The sequence below is a fragment of the Microbacterium sp. ER1 genome (assembly GCF_023383675.1).
Lineage (GTDB): Bacteria > Actinomycetota > Actinomycetes > Actinomycetales > Microbacteriaceae > Microbacterium.
The window spans coordinates 36772-58183 of sequence record NZ_QCXO01000124.1 but is presented as its reverse complement, the minus strand read 5'-3'; the positions used below and the strand labels follow the sequence as shown (position 1 = coordinate 58183).

Genomic DNA, 21412 nt, shown 5'->3' with positions numbered 1-21412 from the left:
AGGAGACCGCGTGCTGGTCACGGAACGACGCGAGCGCATCCTCGCCCTGACCCGCGATCGCGGTACCGCGTCCATCGGCGAGCTCGCGGCCACGCTGCAGGTGAGCGAGATGACCGTGCGGCGCGACATCGATCAGCTGGCCGAGGAGGGCGCGGTCGAGCGCATCCGTGGCGGCGTGCGGGCTCGGGGCCTCCACCGTCTGGTTCCGGCTCCGGCGGCCTCGGCCGAACGGCGCGCGATCGTCGCGGCTGCCGCGGATCTCGTGGAGCCCGGCATGGCGGTCGGCATCTCCGGCGGTCCCACGGCCCTGGCGCTCGCGCGGGAGCTCGTGCGCGTCCCCGAGCTCACGATCGTCACGAACGCCCTGCCGGTCTCCGACCTGTTCTCGCCGCCGGATCGCGCCGATGCTCCGTACACGCAGACGGTCGTGCTCACCGGGGGCGTGCGCACGCCCTCGCAGGCCCTCGTCGGGCCGGTCGCGGTCCGCGCTCTGGAGCACCTGCACTGCGATCTCGTGTTCCTCGACGCCCACGGCCTCGACGAGCAGGCCGGCATCACGACCATGAACCTGCTGGAGGCCGAGACCAACCGGGCGCTCATGGCTGCGGGGCGGGAGGTCGTCGTCCTCGCCGAGCACACCCGCTGGGGCGTGGTCGGACTCACGACCGTCGCCGACCTCAGCGACATCGACCGCCTCGTCACCGACGACGGCCTCGACGACGGCGCACGGGAGCTGCTCACGGCTCACGTCGGCACCCTGCACGTCGCGCCGCGCGACGGCGGCGACGAGCGTGCGCTCGCGACGGCCCTCGCGGACTGAGTCCGCCGCCGTCATCGGGCCGTGCTCGCCCGCGGGATCAGCCGGGCGCCGACCGTCACGTGCCGCACGGGGAGATCGGCTCCCGGCGGCGCGGCGATCTGCCGTTCGAGCTCCGTGAACGCCGCGTCCACGAGGCGGGCGTGGTCGGGGGCGATGGTGCTGAGGGCGGGCACGGCGAAGCGTGCGGCCCGGATGTCGTCGATGCCGACGACGGCGACGTCTCCCGGCACGCTCCGCCCCTGGGCCTGGAGAGCGGCCAGCGCACCGAGGGCGACCGAGTCGTTCGAGCAGACGATGCCGTCGAGATCGGGGATCGCGGCGGCCATGGCGCCCGCCACGCGCTCGCCCTCCTCGGCCGTGAACGCGTCGACCTGCGCGGTGAGGGCGGGGTCGGCGGGGATCCCGGCGGCCGCCAGGGCCTCCAGGTACCCGGCGTGCCGACGGTCGGCGGCGTCCGAGGGGCGGGCGTCGCGGCGTCCGACGAAGCCGATGCGGCGGCAGCCGACCGCGAGCAGGTGCTCGGTGGCGGTGTAGGCGGCGGCGCGGTTGTCGATCGTGACGTGCGTGAACGGGCTCACCTGGATGTGCTCGCCCAGCAGCACGAGCGGCCCGGGGGAGGTGCGGCGCGTGAGGTCGGCGACCGTGAGCGAGCGCGGGATGTGGATGAGCCCGTCGATGGGCGGCAGGCCGACGCCGTTGGCGACGTCGATCTCGCGGCCGTGATCCCCCTCGGTCTGCACGATGAGCACGGCCAGCCCTCGGTCGTCGGCGCCGCGGACGATGCGCGAGCCGAGCTCCGCGAAGTACGGCTCCTCCAGATGCGGCACCGCGAGCGCGATGAGTCCCGTGCGGGTGGCCCGCGCGACAGGGAGCACGCGGCCCCCGGGCGAGGTGGTCACCTGCGGCCTCCTGGAGGGACGACGGTCTCCGCCGGGACGACGGATGCCCTTCACGTTAGCGCTCTCCGTCACGATTGCACTCGGAACGCGATCACGCGTGCCTCCGCGACGCCGTTCGTCCGCTCCACCACGAGGCGGGCGGCCGCGAGGGCGCCGAGGTCGTCCGGCAGGGGATGCACCCGCAGACGATGGCGGTTGTCGCGCTCCTCCGCCACGGTGCGCCACTCCTCGGAACCCGCCTGCTGCACCTCGACCCGGTAGTCGCGCACGAGCTGGGGCAGCACCTCGTCGGGGCTGCGGTGGTGGTGCAAGGTGTTGAGCTCGAGGTCCACGTCGTCGTCGAACACGAGGCGGATCTCGGAGGCCGTGACGGGCTGCTCCCAGTCCAGGCGCAGCCACTGCGGGCCCTCGGCCTCCGGGGCGGACGCCCACAGGTGCGGACCGCCGAACGGGCGGTTGTACCCGGAGACGGCGCGCTCCGGCGCGACCCCCTCGGAGTGCGGGCTCGTGCGGAACGCCGGCACCCGCCCGCGCAGCGGCTTGGTCGGCCACTGCACGAGGAGACCGTCGCGGTCGACCTGCACGTTCCGGTCGTCGTTGTCGACCCGGTGCACGAGGGTGAGCACCCCGGGCGGGAGCTCGTCGGCGAGCTGCACCTGCACCTGCGGGTTCGCGCGGAGCACGATGATCGCGTTCTGCGGGTCCTCCGGGGCGAAAGGCGTCTCCGCCCGCACCCAGGACGGCCCACCGGCGGGGACGTCGATCACGGTGCGGTGCTCGAGAACCGCGGGCACGATGTTCTGCGGGCGGCCCGTGGACCAGACCTCCACCGTGACCTGCGTGTCGGCCTCGGCGCCGAGCAGCAGCTCGGTCGTGTCGAGGCGCGGGTGCACGGGGACGACGATGCCGAGGTCGTCCGTCAGGGTGTGCGGGGCCGCCGCGGCCGCGGCGGTCTCCGGGGTGCCGATCGTGCGCAGGGTGCTGGACGCGGTGACGGCGGCGGTGCGGGCGAGGTCGGAGGGATCCTCGTTCGCGACTCCGATGAGGGAGGCGTCGGCGCGGAGCAGCGTCTGCCGGAGTTCCGCACGATGGTGCTCGTACAGCTCGCGGGGCGTGGCGTCGTGCGCGTAGCAGAGGGCGGCGGCGGTGCCCGCGGCCTCGCCCATCGCGGCGCACGTGGCCATCACTCTGGCGGCACCGAAGGCGATGTGCGTGGCCGAGATGTCGCGGCCCGCCATGAGCAGGTTGTCGACGTTGACGGAGTAGAGCGTGCGGAACGGGATCTCGAAGACGCCGTCCGAGAAGCGCTGCACCGCGCCCGCCCCCGTCGCGTACATCCCCTCGGCGGGATGGAGGTCGATGGACCAGCCACCGAACGCGACGCCGTCGTCAAACGACGTCTGCTCCAGGATGTCCTGCTGGCGCAGCGTGTAGTCGCCGATGAAGCGACGGTACTCACGCTTGCCGGGGATGTTGCCGATCCACTCCAGGGTCAGGTTGTCGGCGTCGAACTCGCCGGAGTTCTTGATGTGGTCCCAGATGCCGAGGATCACCGACCGCAGCTCGTCGCGGATCGCCTCGTTGTCGTCGACGATGTCGAGCGTGCCGCCCCACTCGATCCACCAGTAGTGCGCGCCGCTGTCGCCGCTGCGGATGATGCGCGACGAGGGGATCGGGGTGGTCGAGATGTCCTTCGCGCTCTCCGGCGCGACGTACTTCACCGGGTGCCCGAGATCCTTCGTGTAGAAGAGGAGCGTCGAGCCGAGGAACTCGCGCACGGGCTGCTCGGGTGCCCAGTCCTCGCCGAACTCGCTGCGGCTCTCCTTGCCCAGTCGGTGGCGGGCGCCGACGAGCCGTCCGACCAGGCCGTCTCCGGTGCAGTCGAGGAAGAGCGGCCCGCGGAAGACGGTGCGGATCTCCGAGCCCATCGTCCAGCCGGTGACCGACCGGACCCGACGGGCGTCGTCGGGTCCGGTGGCCTCGGCCTCGAGCACCTCCGTGTTGAGGAACAGCGTGAGGTTGGGCTCGCGGCGCACGATGTCGAGCACCACGTCATCCCAGTACACGGGGTTGCCCTCGGGGTTGCGGAACTGGTTCTCCCGGTACATCTCGCCGATGATCCCGGTCTCCCGCGCCCACCGCTGGTTGCCGTGGGCGGTCGCTCCGCACACCCAGACCCTCACCTCCGAGGAGGAGTTGCCGCCGAGCACCGGCCGGTTGTTGATCAGCACGGTACGTCGGCCGAGGCGGGCGGCCGCGACGGCGGCGCTCACTCCGGCGAGGCCGCCGCCGACGACGATGATGTCGGCTTCGACGGTCTGGGTGCGCATGGGGATGGGTTCCTTTCGGGAGGGGGATGATGCCGCTCAGCGCGCGGCGATCGCTTCGATCTCGTAGACGCGGGCGACGTCGGTGGCGGAGTCCGACGGGTCGGTGATGACGAGGCGCACGGCATCGGCCGTCCGCCCCTGGGCATCGACCACGACCGTCGTCTGGGTGTTGCCGGTGACGGTGCCGACCGTGACCCAGCCGCTCGCGGTGCGCAGCTGGACGGTGAAGTCGCGCAGCACGGAGGTCTGCGGCGGGCCGACCGTGTATCCGCTGCGGACCCGGACGACGTCGAGCGGTGCGGCCTCGTCCCACTCGACCGTGATGGTCGGCTGGGTGTCGGAGGCCGCCGAGATCCACCGGCTCGCATCCGTGCAGCCGCCGTCGATCGCCTTCTCCGGGCCGGTGTCGGCGCGGAGCTGGGACGAGGCGGTCGCAGTGCCGCCGAGCGCCAGGTTCTCGCCGCCGGCGTCGCCCCGGAGGGAGGCGACGATGGCGGGGAGGGTGGTCGCCCCCGGCTGCCCGTCGCGCGGGATCTCGGCGTGCCGCAGCGTGCCGCCGCTGGGAACGGCGGGGGCGCTGAGGTAGACGATGTCGGTGCCGTCCGTGCGGGTCGCCGCGCGGAGGCGCTGCTGGCCCACGACCGGATCGCCCACGGCGTCGGCGGTCCATCCGGAGGCCCCGGCGGTCAGCAGCACCGTCTGACTGCGGGTGATGCCGCAGTCCTGCACCGACACCACGGCGTAGACGCGGGTCTCGCCGCCGGCGGTGGTGGTGTCGAGCGCCGCGATGGTCTGCACGCCGCCACCGAGGGCGTCCGTGTCCACGAGGGTCTCGCTCGTCCAGGCGGAGCCGGTCCAGGTCGTCCACCGCACGTCGAAGGCGTTCTCGGTCTCGTCCGCGTACCGGTAGGTCACGCCCACGAGCTCACCGTCGGCGAGGGCCATCTTCGCGGTCTGCACCGCGGGCACGGCGTCGCCGATGGTCTCGCCGGGCTCGTAGCCGCGCCACACGACGGCGCCGGGGGTGTCCGGGCGGATCGGGGTCGGCAGCGCCTGCCCGGCGACGTCGCGGAAGCCGCCTGCGGCAGGGTCGTACACCGCGTAGGAGCCGAGGTGGCGATAGGGATCAGCGGGCCACGGGCCCCACTCCCACAGCACGTGCACCTTGCCGCTGGCATCGACCTCGAGGTCGTCCGGGTAGAAGGAGTGGTTCACGGCGGCGGCGATCGTCGTCTCGCGGCTCCACGTCCCGGCCACGGGGTCGTAGTGGTACAGCACCCCGTCGCGGCGAGCCTGCGGGTCGGCGCCGATGCGCACCATGAGCCAGATGTCGCCGTCGGCTCCCTGCGCCGTGACCGGGTAGGAGACCGCGGCCCCGGCGTCGGGCATCTCGGCGCTCACGTCGACGAGCGAGGTCGCGTCGTAGGGCGCGGTGGAGCGGAAGTACTTCCACGGCTCGTGGTGCATCGAGACGAACGCGTGGATGTATCCGTCGCCGTCGATCGCGATCGACGGCTGGTTGTGGCCGTTGTCGTCGAGGTACTCCGCGCAGGCCCCGGTCGCCAGCCGCAGGCAGCCCGAGGTCCACGTGCCGTCGGCGGCGCGGACGGCGAGGTTCACCTGGTGCTTCGCGGCCACCGAGCCGGGCACGTTGTACGCGAAGTACGTCTCGTCGCCGTCGACGACGAGCGGGTTCCACCAGCCGGACTGGTTGGAGCTGTCGACCGTGACGGGCACGGTCTCGACGTCGGGGGTCGCGGCAGCGGCCGGAGCGGGCACGGCGAGGACGAGTGCGGCGAGGGCGGCGGCAGCGGTGGCGCCGACCTTCGAGCGGAGGGTCATGGCGATGCTCCTCAGCCCAGCAGCTTCTGCGCCTGGTCGCCGGCCTGCGCCATCGCGTCCTTGGCGCTCTGCTGACCGACGAGGACGGCCTGCACGCGGTCGGCGATCACCGTCTCGATCTGGGCGTACTGCGGGTACTGCCAGAACGGGTTGGTGGTGGCGGTCGCCGTGATCTTCTCGGCGAAGCGCGAGCCGAACGCGTCGGACGCCACCTCCTTCGAGGCCTGCGCCTCCTCGGTCACGGGCGGCAGGCCGCGCAGCTCGTAGTCGCCGAGCACAGCCTTCAGGTCGCTCGTGGCCCACTGGCCGAAGTCGGCGGCCGTGCGGGTGCTGTCGCCGGAGCCGCCGCCGACGATGGCGATGGCGCCGCCCCAGACGAGAGCGCGCGGGGTGTCGCCCTTCTTCAGCACCGGGCGGGACTCGGGCACGAGCTTGGAGGCGAGGTCGGGATCCGGCGAGTCCTGCGTGACGGACGCGCGGCCCACGGGGGCGTCGTCGTAGATGGCGGCGCGGCCCTGGGAGAACAGGGAGCGGGCGTCGAAGCGGTCGACGTCGGCGGCGATGAGCCCCTGGTCGTACAGCGACTTGTACCAGGTCACCGCCTCGATGCTCGCGTCGTCGCCGATCGTGACCTTCCCGTCCTTGACGAGGTCGCTGCCGAACGTCTGCATCCAGATGAGGACGTCCTTGAGCTGGGCGGCTTTGGTCGAGGCAGCGTAGGGGATGAGGCCTCCGCCGAGGGCCTTGAGCTTCTTCAGCGCCGCCTCGAAGTCGTCGACGGTGGTCGGGAACGTGGAGATCCCCGCCTTCTTCAGGAGCTCGGAGTTGGTGATGAGGCCGATCGCGCCGATGGTCCACGGGAACGCGTACTGCTTCCCGTCGAGATGCGTGGCCTCCAGGCTCGAGGCCGTGTAGCCGCGTCCCTTCGTGAGCGCCGAGACGTCCTCCAGCTTGCCGAGCGCGGCCAGCGAGGCGAGCCAGGCGACGTCGACGTGCGCGGCGCCGGTGAACTGCCCGCCGCGCACCTGCAGCATGAGCTGCTTGAAGTACTCGTTGTAGGGGAAGGAGACCTCGGTGATGCCGACGTCGTTGGTCTTCTTGTAGCCGTCGAGCAGCGCGCGGGTGGCCGGGGCGGCGGCCTCCTCGGTGAGCGACCAGCTGGAGAAGGAGAAGTCGGCGGCGGTGAAGTCGCCCGCGCCGAGCCCGGCGCCGGGGGAGGACGACGGACTGCCGCTGCCGCCGCCGCTCGGCATGCAACCGGCGAGGAGGAGGCCGGCGGCGCCGAGCCCGGCGAACTGCAGCAGCTGGCGACGGGAGACGGTGGTGTTCTCGGACATGAGGGTGCTCTCTCTTCTTCGAGGGACTGCGGATGAGGGGGTGGTGCGGGTCAGCCCTTGACCGCGCCGGCGGTGAGTCCGCCGACGAGGAAGCGCTGCAGGGCGATGAACGCGATGGCCACGGGGAGCGAGACCACGAGCGAAGCCGCCATGAGCTCCGGCCAGGCGGTGGACGCCTCGCCGATGAACGTGTTGACGAGGCCGGGCGGCAGGGTCTGCTTGTCGGGACCGGCGAGGGTGAGGGCGAAGATGAAGTCGTTCCAGCCCCGGACGAACGCGAACAGTCCCGCGGCGATGAGGCCGGGAGCGGCCAGCGGCAGCACAATCGAGTGGATGATGCGGAGGCGGGAGGCACCGTCGACGCGGGCGGCCTCGATGAGCTCGTCCGGGATCGTGTCGAAGAAGCCCTTCAGCATCCACACGCACAGCGGCAGCGTGAACGTCGTGAACGACAGCACGAGCGCCGTGTAGGTGTTGAGCAGGCCGTAGGCCGAGAACACCGCGTAGAGGGTGATGAGCAGCAGCGCCTGCGGGAACATCTGCGACGCCAGCACGAAGTACATGAGGCTGCGGCGGCCGCGGTAGCGGAACTTCGAGAACGCGTAGCCCATGTACGCCGACACCAGCACCGAGAGGATCGCGGTGATGACGGAGACCACGATGCTGTTGCGGAGGTAGCCGAACAGGGCCGGGTTGTTCGCGAGCGCGGCATAGGCCTCGAACGTGATCTCGGTGGGGAACAGCTTCGGCGGGTAGCTGAACACCTCGGTGCGCGGGGTCAGCGACGTCGCGAGCAGCCAGTACACGGGCAACAGGGCGAACCCGCCGAAGACGACGACGGCGATCCAGGCGCTCACGGTGGAGGCGCGGCGGTCGGCGCGGTGGCGCCGACGGCGGGGCGCGGCGGGTGGGGCGGAGACGGCGGCCACCGTCTCTTCGGTCAGCACGGCGGTCATCGCTTCTCTCCCTTCTCGGACAGGCGGACGTAGACGACGACGAGCGCCATCAGCAGGATCATCCAGAGCAGGCCGAGCGCCCCGGCGTGGCCGAGGTCGAAGCCGTCGAACGCGGTCTCGTACACCGCGGTCGCGAACGTCTGGGTGGAGCCGGCGGGACCGCCGCCGGTGAGGACGTAGATGATGTCGAAGTGCTGGAAGTTCCAGATGAACTCCAGCAGGATCACGAGGCCGATGATGCCGCTCATCTGCGGGACCGTGATGGAGAAGAAGCGGCGGATGGTGCCGGCGCCGTCGATCTCGGCGGCCTCGTGCAGCTCGATCGGCACGGTCTGCAGGCCCGCGAGGAGCATGACCATCATCCAGGGGAACGACTGCCACGTCTTCGCGACGATCACGGCGATCATGGCGGTGGTGGGGTTCGCGAGCCACGCCTGCGGGGAGTCGATGAGGCCCACGGTCTCCAGGGCCGCGTTGAGCACGCCGTAGTTGGCGTTGAAGATCCACATCCAGAGGAACGACACGACCACGCCGGGGATCAGCCACGGGATGAGCATGAGGCCGCGGAGCACCTTGGCGCCGCGGATGCGCGTGTTCAGGGCGAGGGCGAGGCCGAAGCCGATCACGAACGGCGCGATGGTCGTGCCGAGGGTGAAGACGAGCGTCTGCGTGAGGAGCGGGAAGAACTCGCCCGTCAGCACGTCGACGATGTTCTGGAAGCCGACGAATTCGCGGCCGGGCTCGACGAGGCTCTGCTTGTAGAACGCGGTGATGAGGGCCGTGATCAGCGGGTACACGACGACGGCGGCGAGGAGCGCGAGGCCGGGAGCCGTGAGGAGGAGCGCGAACATCCCGTCCGAGAGGCGACGGGGCCGGCGACCTGTTCCTATCTGTGAGGAAATGGTCTGTTCTGTCATCTAGGTCATCCTTGGCCTGGGGTGATGTGTCCGCACTCTCGCGGTGCGGTCTCGGGCTTCCTCAGTATTTCCGGCAGATTACGGCGACGTCAACTGGAGAGCGCAATAGTCAGAAAGTGGTAGAAAGTGGTTGTTTTGTTAACTGGTTTCTCGGATGCGAGCCTCGGTACGCGAGGGCCATCGGGATCGGGATGCCGAAGGCGGTGTCGACCAGCGCCGAGCCCGATCAGCCGCGACGTCCTGGCGCCTCGAAGAACCAAAACGATCAGTATCGATCCTTGCTAGTCGATTATCGATTGGCTACGGTCGGATCAGCCGCTCCCGCGGCGCCGCGCGCATCGGCCGTGCGGGAAGCGACAGTTCGGAGACGCGATGAAGCGTGTACTGGCAAGCCTGACCCTGGCGGCGGTGTTCGGATCCGCCCTCGCTGCGGCGGTCCCGTCGGCGGCTGCGGCCGCGGACGACGACGCCCTCTACCTCGCGCCGGGAGGTGACGACGCGGCAGCCGGCACGATCGACGACCCCCTCGCGACGCTGGAAGGCGCCCGCGACCGGATCCGCGCGCTGAAGGCGGATTCCGCGCTCCCGGACGACGGCCTCACGGTGTACCTCCGGGAGGGCACGTACCCCCGCTCGGCGTCGTTCGAGATCGGCGCGCAGGACTCGGGCACTGCCGACGCCCCCATCACCTACCGCTCGTACCCGGGGGAGACCGCCACCCTCACCGGCGGTCGCGAGCTGCCGCGCGACCAGTTCGCCGCGGTCGACGACGCGGCGGTGACCGACCGCATCATCGACCCAGCTGCCCGCGACCGTGTCGTCGGGATCGACCTCGCCGACCTCGGCATCACCGACTACGGCCAGCTCAGCCGCCACGGCTACTGGAAGGCCAACGACGTCAGCACCACCCCGCCCATGGAGCTGTTCATCGACGGCCAGGGCATGACCCTCGCGCGCTGGCCCAACGCCGACGCGGCCACCCCGACCGTGCAGATGGGCGACATCATCGACGCCGGGCCGGACCGCAACGACGCCGACCTGCAGGAGCGCGGCGGCACGTTCAGCTACGGCTACGACCGTCCGAAGCACTGGACCCAGGCCGAGGACGTGTGGCTGGACGGCATCTTCGGCTACAGCTGGGAGTGGTCGTACAACAAGATCGAGAGCATCGACACCGAGGCGAAGACCATCACCCTCCGCTACGGCGAGATGTCCGGGATCATGAAGAGCTGGTTCCCCGACTTCCACTTCGCGCAGAACCTGCTGGAGGAGCTCGACGCCCCCGGCGAGTACTACATCGACCGCGACGCCGGGAAGCTGTACCTCATCCCGAACGCGGCCTTCACGTCCGGCCGCGGCGCCGTGACGGTCACGACGCTCGACGAGCCGATGCTGCGCGCCGACGGGGCCTCTTACGTGAACTTCGACGACCTCGTGATGGAGTACGGACGCGCGACGGCCGCGGTCATCCTCGGCGGCTCGCACGTGACGATCTCGCACAGCGACATCCGCAACTTCACCGACGGCGGCGTGCTCATCAACTCGCCAGGGCGCTACACGTACGACGGCATCCCGGTGAACCGCGGCGGCCGCGACCACGCCGTCACCGACAGCCGGCTCACGCACGTCGGCGGCGTCGGCGTGGTGCTCCAGGGCGGTGACAAGACGACGCTCGAACCCGGCCGCAACCGGGTCGAGAACTCCGAGATCGCCGACTTCGCGTACTACCACAAGGCCTACAACCCCGGCGTGATGTTCGACGGCGTCGGCAACATCGCCAGGGACAATGAGATCCACGACGCTCCGCACCCCGGGATCATCGTGCACGGCAACGACCACCTGTTCGAACGCAACGAGGTGTACGACGTCTGCAAGCAGTTCCACGACCTCGGTGCGATCTACATGAACTCCGGCAAGACCCCGCAGCAGCGCGGCCACGTGTTCCGTGAGAACTACTTCCACGACATCGGCGTCGGCATGGCGGGCGTCGAGGGCATCTACGCCGACAACTTCACGTGGGACCTCACGATCGAGAAGAACGTGTTCGTGAACATGGGCAACGGTGCGATCAAGAGCGGCTCGGCCGACTACATCGAGGCGCGCAACAACGTCTTCGTCGACGCCTACGCCCCGTACGACAACTACGAGCAGTGGATGGGCAACCAGGAGGGCAACGTCGTCGACCGCGACTACATGCCGGCCTGGGAGAAGGTGTTCGCCGACAACAACGACTTCGTCGGCACGCCGTATCTGACGAAGTACCCCGAGCTCGCGCACTTCTTCGAGGACGACCACTACTTCCCGAACCACAGCACGTTCGCGGAGAACGTCGTGTGGAACCCGAACCGGGCCCGGATGGCCGGCGTCAACGAGCACGGCGCGAAGGACGGGAAGAACCTCCTGAACTACGAGGACAACTGGGTGGCCGACGCCGACCCCGGCTTCGTGGACGCCGCGAACGGCGACTACACGCTGAAGGCGGACGCCGCGGTGTTCGACCAGATCCCGGGCTTCGAGGCCATCGCCTTCGGCGAGATCGGCGTCGACGGCGCGATCGGGCAGACGCAGCAGCCGCAGACCATCCCGCTCGAGGACATCGCGTTCGACAGCGACACGCTCACGATCGACGCGGGCGACGAGGTGCGCGTGCGCGCCGTGCCGCTGCCCTGGAACGCCGACGACGCCGCGGTGACCTATGCCTCGGCCGACCCCGCCGTCGCCTCCGTCAACGACAAGGGCGTAGTGCTCGGCATGGGCCCCGGTACGACCACGGTGACGGCGACGGCGAAAGCCGATGCCAGCAAGACCGCGACCATCGAGGTGATCGTCGAGGAGGGCGACGGCGTGCTGCACTTCACCGACTTCGAGTCGGGGGCGAACGGCTGGCCGACCGACCCCAACCGCAGCATCCAGGTGGATGCGTCGGGCGACAAGGTGTACCGCATCCTCAAGGGCGCCAACAGCATCCTGCCGCGGGACTTCACGGAGTTCGTGCTCGACTTCGACGTCACGGCGCCGGCCACGACCCCCGCCAACGCGGGACTCATCGTCTACGACCGCAACGGCAAGGGCGGCGGCTACATCCGCTTCCGCCAGGCCGCGGCCGGGCCGACCTGGACGATCTTCGACGACGCCTGGAAGGTCGTCGCCGAGAAGGTCGTGCCGGCGGCACAGGGCCTGACCCCCGGCGAGACCTCGCACGTCCGTATCGCGGTGCAGGACGGGCAGATCCGGATCTCCGTCAACGGGGCGATCGCGCTGGAAGGCGCCGACCCTGGCCCCGGCAAGGCCGGTCGGGTCGGGTTCTACGTGGAGAACTACGCCTCGCTCGACTTCGACGACATCGGGTTCTCGCTCTCCGGCGTGCCGGTCACGGGCGTGAGCCTGGACGCCGACGCCGTGGGGCTGACCGTGGGGGAGCGGCGGTCCGTCGCGGCCACGGTCGCCCCGGAGGACGCCAGCGACGCCCGGGTCACCTGGACGACCGACGCTCCGGAGGTCGCCACTGTCTCCGGGGGACGGATCGCGGGAGTGACGGCGGGCACGGCGACGATCACCGCGACCTCGGTCGCCGATCCGAGCCTCAGCGACACGGTCACCGTGACCGTGGACGACGCCGAGTACCCGACCACCCGCCTGGACGGTCAGCTGAAGGACGGGGCGAACTGGAGTGAGTCCGACCTCATCGCGGTGGACGACACGGGTGTCGTGATCAGTGGTCAGGGCGTGCACGGCTACGAGGCCGAGCGCTTCGGCGACACCCTGCTGCAGTTCGAGGCGGAGTTCGGCGCCTTCGACGGCGGCTGGTATGGCTTCCAGGCGCGCTCCGACCAGACCGGCCTCCCGGCCTGGCAGAACTCCAACACCGGATACCTCGCGGTGATCAAGGAGGACGTGATCGAGTTCCAGAGCTGGACCCCGGGCCAGACCATGCTCGACAGCATCCCCAACACGGTCATCGAGCCGGGCTCCACGCACCGCATCGAGTTCGGGGCCGTCGCCGAGGACGGCGGAACCCGCATCGTGCTCCGGGTCGACGACGTGACCGTGTGGAACATGGTCGACGCCAGGGAGAACCTCCGCATCGGTGCGGACGGCTTCTTCAACGTCTACCACTACGGCAAGACGAACACCCTGGCCGTGCGGCCGACACCGCCGCCCGCGACGGTGACCGGCATCTGCTGGGCGCCCGAAGCCGACCCGAAGACCCGCTACGTGCGCGGCGAGGAGCTCGACGTGACCGGCATGCTGCTGGGCGTGGACTGGAGCGACGGATCCCGCACCACCCAGCAGGTGACGGCGGACATGGTCAGCGGTTTCGACAGCAGCAAGGTGCGCCCGCACCACACGCTCACCGTGACGTACGCTGGCGCGAGCGTCGAGCTCCCGATCTCGGTGCGACCGAAGCTCAAGAACGACGAACAGGACGTGCCACGATGCGGGTGACCTTCATCGGAGACTCGATCACCGACGCGGGGCGCGATCGCTCCGACCCGGAGTCCTTCGGGGACGGCTATGTGTCGCTCCTCGCCCCCGAGCTGCAGGCCGCGGGGGCCACGGTCCGCAACCTCGGGATCGCGGGGGACCGCGCCCGCGACCTGGCCGCGCGGTGGGACGCGGAGCTGCTGCCCACGGCGCCGGAGCTGCTGACCGTGTACGTCGGCGTGAACGACATGTGGCGACGGTTCGACAGCGACGACCCGACCTCGGCCGAGGAGTTCGCCGCCACGCTCGGCGACCTCCTCGGCCGCGCGGTGGCCGCGCACGCCCCGCGGCTGATCCTCATGGAGCCGTACTTCCTCCCGGTGACGGAGGAGCAGCGCACGTGGCTCGACGACCTCGACGGGAAGCGGGCGGCGGTGCGGGCTCTCGCCGCGGAGCACGGGGCGGCGTTCGTCCCCCTGCACGAGGTGTTCACGGCGGCGGCGGAGCAGTATCCGGTCGTCGAGCTCGCGCCGGACGGGGTGCACCCGACACCCCGCGGATCCGCCCTCATAGCGGATGCCTGGCGCACGGCCGCGTCCATTAGCGATAGTCGATAATGGACGTAGACTGATGGTCATGACGGATGCTCTCGGCACGGCCGGACTGCAGCGCGGACTGCTGTCGGATCAGATCTACGCGCTCATCAAGGCGATGATCAAGGACTCGACGCTGGCCCCCGGCGAGCAGCTCGTCGAGTCGCAGCTCGCCCGGCAGATGCAGGTGAGCCAGGCGCCCGTGCGCGACGCCCTCAAGCGGCTCGCCCACGAGGGTCTCGTGTCGCATGTGCGGCATCAGGGTAACTTCGTCGCGAGCTACTCCGCGGAGGAGGCGGCGCAGGCCAAGGTCGCCCGCGTCGAGCTGGAGGGGCTGGCGGGACGGCTGGCCTGCGGGGCGCTCGACCCTGCTCGCCGCGCCGAGCTCGTCGGCCTCATCGCGCAGATGCATGAGGCGGCTGAGGCGGAAGACCTCGCCCGGTTCCGCGAACTCGACTTCACCTTCCACCGTGCGGTGATCGAGGCCAGCGGCAACGTGTACCTCCCCCGCATGTGGGACCTCCTGGAGCCGAGCCTGCGCGTCATGCACGTGCTCGGCGACCCCACCTTCACGGGGGACTGGCACGAGGTCGCGGACTGGCACAAGGGCCTGCTCGACACCCTGGACGCCGGTGACGAAGAGGCCGCGTCCGCCCTCTTCCGCGCCCACGCCGCCGGCACCCTCCTCGACTGACCCCGCGCGAGGTCGGAGTTTCGCACCGAGGTCGCACGGCTGACCGGAGTCCCTGCGGCACGGTGAGGATCTGCGACGGGGTTGAGGAAGTGTCCCCGGGGTGGGAGTCCCTGCGCGAGGTCGGAGTTTCGCACCGGTGTCGCATCCATCCCCGGAGTCCCTGCGACGCGGTGAGGATCTGCGACGGGGGTGCGGAACTTCCCCGGGGGGTAGGAGTCCCGGCGCGAAGTCGCAGATTCGGCACGCGGTCGCATCCATCCCCGGAATCCCTGCGACCTCGGTGCGAAACTGCGATGGGCTAAGCGGTGAAGGGGGAGAGGCGGTCGGCGGTGCCGGACCAGAATGCTCGAGCCTCGGCAGGGGAGAGGGGAGGGAGAGCCCGCCGGGTCGCGGCGAGCACCTCCGCGTAGGTCGTGGTCCGCGTGGACATCGGCCAGTCGCTGCCGTACATCAGCCGTTCCGCGCCGAAGAGGGCGAACGCGGAGCGCAGCAGCTCCCGCGACTCGTCCGCCCCGCGAGCTGCGAGGTCGAGTCCGGAGACCTTCGCCGACACCCCCGGAGCCGACGCGGCCTCGGCGAGGGCGGAGAGCCATGCCTCATCGGCCGTCCGGGCGCCGAGGCCGAGGTGGCAGACGACGATCGCGGTGTCGGGGTGCCGTCGGGAGAGGGCGGCCGCGGCGGGCAGCTGATCCGGGCGGATGAGCAGTTCGAGGGTGCGGGCGGTCGCCCCGAGGTGGTCGGCGAGGGCGTCGAGGCCGTCCACATCCGAGAGATCCGCGGCGAACTGCGGCACCGCGGCGCGCACGCCGACCACGGCGGGAGAGAACGCGACTGCGGTGGCGCCGGCGGCTCGTCCCGGCGCGGGGGTGTACTGCAGCACCACGCGCCGCAGGAACGGGTCGCGGGCGGCGGTCGCGGTCAGCCACTCCGCCTCCGCCACCGAGTCCGCCGCCTGCACGGCGATGGCGGAGGAGACGCCGGCGTCGGTCAGCTCCCGTCCGAGCCGAGCGGCCGCGGCCTGCCGGGGGAGCCCGAGGTCGTCGCGGAACCACGGGATCGGCACGGCGTCCGCATCCCAGACGTGCACATGGGCGTCGACGATCCGCACGTCAGCTCCCGTGCCGCGCGGTCATGCAGCCTCCGCGTCGAGGGCGTCCCACAGCGCGGCGGGCAGCACGGCGTCGAGGCCGTCCACGAACGCGTCCACCTCGGCGGGGGTGCGCGCCCCGACGACCACCGCATCCGCACCCTGCCGTAGCGGGAACTGCACCGCGGCATCCGCGAGGCGCACGCCGTACGCGGCGCACACGGCCTGCAGGCGCTGTGCCCGCTCCCGGAGCTCCGGGGGTGCCGGCTTGTACTCGAAGAAGGGGGAGCCGACCGGGTCGACGAGGATGCCGGAGTTGAACACCGCGGCCGCGAGCACCCCGATGCCGCGGGCTGCCGCGGTCGGCAGCAACCGGTCCAGGGCGGTGCGGTCGAGCAGCGTGAGCCGACCGGCCTCCATCACCACGTCGAGCGGCGCCTCGGCGACGTAGCGCTCCAGGGGGTCGAGCCGTCCCAGGCCCACGCTGATCGCGCGCACGACCCCTTCGTCACGCAGTTCGACGAGGGCCGGAAGCGCCGTCGCGAACGCCGCCTCCACGTCCAGGGGGTCGTGCAGGTGCAGCACGTCCACGCGATCGACACCCATCCGGGTGAGGCTGCCGTCGAGGCTCCTCCGCACGCCGTCCCTGCTGAGGTCGACGACGGAGTCGTGTCCGCTCGCGGCGCCCGCGACGGGGCGGCCGTCCGCATCGACCAGCACCCGGCCGACCTTCGTCGCGATCACGTAGTCGTCCCGCGGCACGCCGCGCAGGGCGAGGCCGAGCTTCCGCTCGCTCTCGCCCGAGCCGTACAGCGGTGCGGTGTCGAAGAAACGGACGTCGCGGGCGAGCGCCGCCTGCACGGTCGCCACCGCGTCGCCGTCGGGTACGGGGGCGAAGAGGTTGCCGATCGGCGCGCACCCGAGTCCGACGTCGTCGCGGGCGGCGACCTCGGGATTCAGCGGACGGAGCTCTGGACGGAACGCCATGCCTCGTACTCCTCGCGGCTGTCGGGGGTCAACGGGTAGTAGTCGCTCAGGCGGGCGCCCTCGTCGAGACGGCGGCGGCTGAACACCTCCCACTCCTCATGATCGCGCGCGTCGTCCACGACCCGCGGCGCCATGGCCTGCGGCACCACGACCGGGCCGTCGTCGTCTGCCACCACGAGGTCGCCGGGCATGCACAGTGCACCGCCCACCGCGACCGGCACGTCGTACGCCCACGGCACGAGTTCTGACTGCGAGGCGTAGTGCGGGGTCGTTCCCGTCGACCACACCGGGATCCCGAGCTCACGGATGCGCCCGGCGTCGCGGATGCGGCCGTCCACGACGATCCCGGCCCCGCCCTTGCGCGCGAAGTAGCGCGCGAGGATGTCGCCGATGCACCCGGAGAACCGGCTGCCGTAGGCCTGGATCACCAGCACGTCGCCGGGCTGCACGGCCTCGAGCACGTGCCACAGGGCGGTGTGCCGCTCGGCGTACTCCTGACCGTCGCCCGAGGCCATGTCCTCGCGCTGCGGCATGAACTGCAGGGTCAGCGCCGAACCGACGACGCGCTGGCCGAGGCTCAGCGGCTCCGGTCCGTCGATGTAGCTGCGGCGGATCCCGAGTCCGTGCAGCTTGGCGCACGCGGTGGCGGAGGAGATCGCGTCGAAGGACTCGACCACCTCGCGCGAGGGCCGCTGGTAGGCCCCACCCCGCACGGGCAGGGCGAAGTCGGGTCGGATCAGATCGGCGCTCATGCGTCTCCTTCAGGGAACAGGTGGCGCGGCGATCCGGTCGCACGCGCGATGGTCAAGTCGAGGTCGGCGGTGTGCGCCGGGGGCAGGGTCACCACGAGGTCGTCGTCCACGTCTAACGTCGTGGTGACGGTCGGGGCGTCCGGGGCCGTGTAGGTGCCCGAGGCGCCGGGCCAGAAGCCGGGCTCCTCGCCGGTCGCCGTGACCCGCACGATCCGGTCCAGGCCGAAGCGCCCCCCGCGCAGCCGCACGGTGCGGGTGTGCACGGCGGAGGTGTTCACGAGCTGCACGCCGATGCCGTCGTCGTCGAGACGGTGCACGAGCGCGGCGACGTCCTCCGGGAGTCCGGGCCGCGCGCGGTCGACGTCCTCGTAGCGGAGCGCCGTGAAACCGAGCCCGCCGTTGTAGAGCACCTGCGGCGCCCCGCCGACGAGCTGGGTCAGCACCTCCGTCACGACCGGGTTCACGCGCTGCCAGAAGTGCAGGTGCGCGGCGTCGGGGTCGCGGTCGTCGGCGAGCATCATCGCGGCACGACGTGCCACCTGGCCGAGCGCCATCTCCAGCGCCCGCACCGGATAGTCGGGCAGGTCGCCCGAGAGATACGCGAACCAGCCTGCCTCGTGACCCGCCTCCTCCTTGTCGCGGAACGGCGCGACGAGGTCGGCGGAGGAGGGGAGGCCGGCGATCGCCGTCTCCAGCCGCTCCCGGTCGGACGGCCGCCGCGACCACCACCACAGCCACAGGGGGAGGTCGAGCTGCAGCGGACCGTAGTCGAACCAGCCGTCCGCGCCGTGGCGGTAGGGGACCAGCAGAGCGGGCTCGGTGGCGGCCGCGCCGAGCCGGGCCATCCACCCGCCGCGCAGGCTGTACGTGGACTCCGCGACGCTGCCCGTGCGCGCCTCGGCGAGCACGGTGTCGAGCATGGTGCGCACGAGGTCGAGGGCGCCGTCGTCGCCCGTGACGAGCGCGTGGTTCAGGGCACCGATCAGGGCGCTCATGCCGACGGAGTGCAGCCCGTGCGGCCAGGCCCAGCCGTAGTGCCCGCCCCACCAGCGGCCGTCGTGGAGGGAGCCGACGGTGCCGTCGGGGCCGACGTTGTCGGGGAGCAGCCCCCCGTCCGCCCGCGCACGCCAGCCGTCGACGTACCGGCGGATCCAGACGGCCGCCTCCTCGTCGCCGTCGTAGAGCCAGCGGTTCGCGGCGAGGGAGGTCGCAGCCAGGTTCACGGCGATGTCACCCGCCGCGCGGCGCTGCATCTCCTCCGCCATCCGCTGGGCGTGCGCGGGGTCGGCGAGGTCGTCCCAGGAGGCGATGCCGTCCAGGCCGTGCAGCGGCAGACCGTAGGGGCGCATCTCGTCCCGGTCGGCGGTGTACGGCACGATCTTCTCGTCGAGACCCGCGCGGGCACCCAGAGCGCCGTTGTGCGGCGAGCGGATCATGTTGCGCTCGGCGTCGTAGTTGCCCTGTGCGGGGTCGGTGAAGAGGGCCGCGAACCGGGCGGCGCGCGCGGCGAACGCGGAGTCGGCCGGGTCGGCGGCGCAGATGCCGGCGAGGAACAGCAGCGACTCGCCCTGATGGAACCAGTCGTAGCCGTTGTCGTACTCCTCGGTGAGCATGCCCGCCTCGGCGAGCTGCACGGTCACGCCCTCCCAGTGCCGCTTGGCGTCGGCGAGCACCTCGTCGGAGCCGCCGAGCAGGTAGAACGCGGGCCAGTTGAAGAAGGGCTCGTACAGGTCGTCCACGCCGTCGCGGTCGATGAACTCGGCGACGCCGCGGAGGCGGCCGTCCGGCAGCGTGTAGCGGTCGCGGAAGAGGCGGCGGGCCTCCTCGACCTCGGCGAAGAGCCGGCGCTGCAGCACGGCCCAGGCCGGGATCGCACGCAGCGGACGGGTGAGCGGGGTCTCCGGCACGGTCATCCCTTCGTCGCTCCGGCGACCAGGCCGCCGATGATGTGGCGCTGCATCACGATGAAGAACACCATCGCGGGCAGCACGGCCAGCAGGAGGGTCGGGAACACCTGCGTGTAGTCGGTCGAGAACTGTCCGACCGCCGCGTAGACGCCGGTGGTCACCGTGTAGATCCCGGAGCTCGGCCCGAGGATGATCTGCGGACTCACGAAGTCGTTCCACACGCCGATCGAGTTGAGCACCACGACCGTCGCGACGACGGGCTTCATGATCGGGAAGATGCACGCCCAGAACGCGCGGATGGGCCCGGCGCCGTCCAGTGACGCCGCCTCGTCGATGTCACGCGGCACGCTGCGGAGGTAGGCCGTGAACAGGAAGATCGTCACCGGCAGGGTCGCCGCCGTCTCGAAGAGGATGAACCCGGGGATCGTGTTGATGAGCCCGAGCACCCGCAGCACGAAGACCACGGGGATCAGCGTCACCTGACCGGGGATGAAGAGCCCGGAGACGAAGAGGAGCAGCAGTCCCAGGTGCCACTTCGACCGCCCGCGGGCGATGACGTAGGCGACGGGCGCGGCGAGGGCGATGCAGCACAGGTTCACGAGCACGACGAACAGCAGTGTGATGCCGTACGCGGCGATCACGTTGAACTTGCTGCTCGTGATCGCGGCCCACAGGTAGTCGAACGTGAACATCTGCGGCGTGATCAGCAGCGGGTTCTCGATGATGTCGGCCTGCGGTTTGAACGCGTTGATCAGCATCGTGTACATCGGGATCAGCATCGTGATCGCGACGACGCCGAGGACGATCCACCGGATCGTGCTGACGGCGAGGGCCGGGCGGTTGCGGGTCTGCTTCATCAGTCGGTCGCCTTCTGCTCGGCGCGGCGTCGCACCAGCGTGACGGCGAGGCCGACGACCGCGGTGACGATGAGGAGGATCATGGACTGCGCGGCGCCGAAGCCGAGGGCCGAGTTCGCGAAGGAGTCCTTGAGGATCTGGTACACGATGGTCTGCGTCGAGCCGGCAGGTCCGCCGTCGGTGAGCGACAGCACCACGTCGTACGCCTTGAGGAGCCCGACGAGGGTGAGCACGAGGTTCACGGTGAAGACGGGCGCGATGAGAGGCAGCGTGATGGACCGGAACTGCTGCCACCGCGAGGCGCCGTCCACGGTCGCCGCCTCGTAGTACTCCGCGGGGACGGACTTGATGCCGGCGAGGAACAGGATCATGTTGAAGCCGAAGTGCGACCACACGATCGTGAAGATCACGCTCGCCTTGGCGAAGGTCGGGTCCGTGAGGAACGGCATCGCCGGGAGGCCGAGCGTGCTGAGCAGACCGTTGACGGCGCCGGTGGGGGAGAGCATCGCCGACCAGAGGAAGCCGATGATGAGGGCGCTGATCACGTACGGGTAGAAGAAGATCGTGCGCAGGATCGTGTTCGAGCGGCCGGGCCCGGAGATGAGGGCGGCGATCGCGAGGCCGATGGCGTTGCAGAGGATCGTGCCCACCACCGCGATGATGCCCGTGAAGATCGCGGCCTGCGTCGAGCGCGGGCTGCGGAACGCCTTGATGTAGTTGTCCCAGCCGATGAAGTTGAAGTTGAGGCTGTACCCGTTCCAGTCGGTGAAGCTGAGCACCGCCGCGAGGATCATCGGGATGACGAACATCGCGAGGAAGACCGCGACGGCCGGGCCGCCCATGAGGATGCCGGGGATCCGGTTCCGCCACTGCTGCAGCGCCGTGCGGCGGCGCGGGGCGGGGGGCGAGCTCATCGGCGTCGATGGTCCTGTCGGGGTGGCGGCGGCGGCCGGAGGCGGCGCGGTCGTGGTGGGCGGAGTCATGGCGGCACTCTCGTTCTCGGTGGCGC

16 protein-coding genes are annotated in these 21412 nt (G+C 70.8%); 4 read left to right on the top strand and 12 right to left on the bottom strand.

All coding sequences use genetic code 11. The features are described from left to right. Nucleotides 1-10 precede the first annotated feature (10 nt). Entirely contained in the window at nt 11-820 is an 810-nt protein-coding gene (locus BV453_RS03885) for a DeoR/GlpR family DNA-binding transcription regulator (protein ID WP_249520927.1), read from the top strand. An 11-nt stretch (nt 821-831) separates the two neighbouring features. Here the strand turns inward: BV453_RS03885 and BV453_RS03880 are convergent, their stop codons facing one another. The 6 genes from BV453_RS03880 to BV453_RS03855 all read right to left on the bottom strand — a co-directional run bounded on the left by BV453_RS03880 (nt 832) and on the right by BV453_RS03855 (nt 9035). Beyond that, nucleotides 832-1719: a LacI family DNA-binding transcriptional regulator gene (locus BV453_RS03880; RefSeq protein WP_238695652.1), complete on the bottom strand. Its 888-nt coding sequence runs from the start codon at nt 1717-1719 to the stop codon at nt 832-834. Nucleotides 1720-1787: 68 nt separating this feature from the next. Continuing rightward, nucleotides 1788-4049, bottom strand: coding sequence for an FAD-dependent oxidoreductase (locus BV453_RS03875; RefSeq protein ID WP_249520926.1), 2262 nt, complete (start codon nt 4047-4049; stop codon nt 1788-1790). Nucleotides 4050-4085: 36 nt separating this feature from the next. Beyond that, a complete protein-coding gene (locus BV453_RS03870; RefSeq protein WP_249520925.1) occupies nt 4086-5891 on the bottom strand; it encodes a BNR-4 repeat-containing protein in 1806 nt (601 codons plus the stop codon). Between the two features lie 11 nt (nt 5892-5902). Next, nucleotides 5903-7228 carry an extracellular solute-binding protein gene (locus BV453_RS03865; protein ID WP_249520924.1) on the bottom strand — a complete coding sequence of 442 codons (1326 nt, stop codon included), beginning with the start codon at nt 7226-7228 and terminating at the stop codon, nt 5903-5905. 50 nt (nt 7229-7278) lie between these two features. After that, the gene (locus BV453_RS03860) at nt 7279-8184 is read right to left on the bottom strand and encodes a carbohydrate ABC transporter permease (RefSeq protein ID WP_025105392.1); all 906 of its coding nucleotides are present in this window, start codon (nt 8182-8184) and stop codon (nt 7279-7281) included. Further along, nucleotides 8181-9035 carry a carbohydrate ABC transporter permease gene (locus BV453_RS03855; protein ID WP_172400085.1) on the bottom strand — a complete coding sequence of 285 codons (855 nt, stop codon included), beginning with the start codon at nt 9033-9035 and terminating at the stop codon, nt 8181-8183. Before BV453_RS03855 ends, BV453_RS03860 begins: the two co-directional genes overlap by 4 nt. A gap of 438 nt (nt 9036-9473) precedes the next feature. Here BV453_RS03855 and BV453_RS03850 point away from each other — a divergent pair, with 438 nt between their 5' ends. The 3 genes from BV453_RS03850 to BV453_RS03840 are packed head-to-tail and all read left to right on the top strand — an operon-like array spanning nt 9474 to nt 14813. Then, nucleotides 9474-13547 carry an Ig-like domain-containing protein gene (locus BV453_RS03850; protein ID WP_126894142.1) on the top strand — a complete coding sequence of 1358 codons (4074 nt, stop codon included), beginning with the start codon at nt 9474-9476 and terminating at the stop codon, nt 13545-13547. After that, nucleotides 13538-14143: an SGNH/GDSL hydrolase family protein gene (locus BV453_RS03845; protein ID WP_102209399.1), complete on the top strand. Its 606-nt coding sequence runs from the start codon at nt 13538-13540 to the stop codon at nt 14141-14143. The genes BV453_RS03850 and BV453_RS03845 overlap by 10 nt, the downstream gene beginning before the upstream one ends. Before the next feature lie 19 nt (nt 14144-14162). Then, nucleotides 14163-14813, top strand: a complete 651-nt coding sequence (locus BV453_RS03840) for a GntR family transcriptional regulator (protein WP_249520923.1) — start codon at nt 14163-14165, stop codon at nt 14811-14813. Nucleotides 14814-15111: 298 nt separating this feature from the next. Here BV453_RS03840 and BV453_RS03835 read toward each other — a convergent pair whose 3' ends face one another. The 6 genes from BV453_RS03835 to BV453_RS03810 are packed head-to-tail and all read right to left on the bottom strand — an operon-like array spanning nt 15112 to nt 21386. After that, nucleotides 15112-15921 (bottom strand): amidohydrolase, encoded by an 810-nt coding sequence (locus BV453_RS03835; protein ID WP_126894140.1) that lies wholly within the window; start codon nt 15919-15921, stop codon nt 15112-15114. Between the two features lie 21 nt (nt 15922-15942). Further along, a complete protein-coding gene (locus BV453_RS03830; protein ID WP_249520922.1) occupies nt 15943-16887 on the bottom strand; it encodes an aldo/keto reductase in 945 nt (314 codons plus the stop codon). Continuing rightward, on the bottom strand, nt 16857-17639 hold the full coding sequence (locus BV453_RS03825) for a dimethylmenaquinone methyltransferase (RefSeq protein WP_025105399.1): 783 nt from the start codon (nt 17637-17639) through the stop codon (nt 16857-16859). Before BV453_RS03825 ends, BV453_RS03830 begins: the two co-directional genes overlap by 31 nt. Further along, a complete protein-coding gene (locus tag BV453_RS03820) occupies nt 17636-19552 on the bottom strand; it encodes a hypothetical protein (RefSeq protein ID WP_249520921.1) in 1917 nt (638 codons plus the stop codon). Before BV453_RS03820 ends, BV453_RS03825 begins: the two co-directional genes overlap by 4 nt. Beyond that, nucleotides 19549-20403: a carbohydrate ABC transporter permease gene (locus tag BV453_RS03815; RefSeq protein ID WP_017204137.1), complete on the bottom strand. Its 855-nt coding sequence runs from the start codon at nt 20401-20403 to the stop codon at nt 19549-19551. The genes BV453_RS03820 and BV453_RS03815 overlap by 4 nt, the downstream gene beginning before the upstream one ends. Beyond that, nucleotides 20403-21386 (bottom strand): carbohydrate ABC transporter permease, encoded by a 984-nt coding sequence (locus BV453_RS03810; RefSeq protein WP_231919661.1) that lies wholly within the window; start codon nt 21384-21386, stop codon nt 20403-20405. The genes BV453_RS03815 and BV453_RS03810 overlap by 1 nt, the downstream gene beginning before the upstream one ends. Between the last annotated feature and the right edge of the window lie 26 nt (nt 21387-21412).

Excerpts from the sequence above, each read along its gene's own strand:
- BV453_RS03840 (WP_249520923.1), top strand. The coding sequence starts at position 14,163 with ATGACGGATGCTCTCGGCACGGCCGGACTGCAGCGCGGACTGCTGTCG.
- BV453_RS03810 (WP_231919661.1), bottom strand. The coding sequence starts at position 21,386 with ATGACTCCGCCCACCACGACCGCGCCGCCTCCGGCCGCCGCCGCCACC.
- BV453_RS03860 (WP_025105392.1), bottom strand. The coding sequence starts at position 8,184 with ATGACCGCCGTGCTGACCGAAGAGACGGTGGCCGCCGTCTCCGCCCCA.
- BV453_RS03845 (WP_102209399.1), top strand. The coding sequence starts at position 13,538 with ATGCGGGTGACCTTCATCGGAGACTCGATCACCGACGCGGGGCGCGAT.
- BV453_RS03850 (WP_126894142.1), top strand. The coding sequence starts at position 9,474 with ATGAAGCGTGTACTGGCAAGCCTGACCCTGGCGGCGGTGTTCGGATCC.
- BV453_RS03875 (WP_249520926.1), bottom strand. The coding sequence starts at position 4,049 with ATGCGCACCCAGACCGTCGAAGCCGACATCATCGTCGTCGGCGGCGGC.
- BV453_RS03815 (WP_017204137.1), bottom strand. The coding sequence starts at position 20,403 with ATGAAGCAGACCCGCAACCGCCCGGCCCTCGCCGTCAGCACGATCCGG.
- BV453_RS03825 (WP_025105399.1), bottom strand. The coding sequence starts at position 17,639 with ATGAGCGCCGATCTGATCCGACCCGACTTCGCCCTGCCCGTGCGGGGT.
- BV453_RS03820 (WP_249520921.1), bottom strand. The coding sequence starts at position 19,552 with ATGACCGTGCCGGAGACCCCGCTCACCCGTCCGCTGCGTGCGATCCCG.
- BV453_RS03870 (WP_249520925.1), bottom strand. The coding sequence starts at position 5,891 with ATGACCCTCCGCTCGAAGGTCGGCGCCACCGCTGCCGCCGCCCTCGCC.
- BV453_RS03865 (WP_249520924.1), bottom strand. The coding sequence starts at position 7,228 with ATGTCCGAGAACACCACCGTCTCCCGTCGCCAGCTGCTGCAGTTCGCC.
- BV453_RS03855 (WP_172400085.1), bottom strand. The coding sequence starts at position 9,035 with ATGTTCGCGCTCCTCCTCACGGCTCCCGGCCTCGCGCTCCTCGCCGCC.
- BV453_RS03830 (WP_249520922.1), bottom strand. The coding sequence starts at position 16,887 with ATGGCGTTCCGTCCAGAGCTCCGTCCGCTGAATCCCGAGGTCGCCGCC.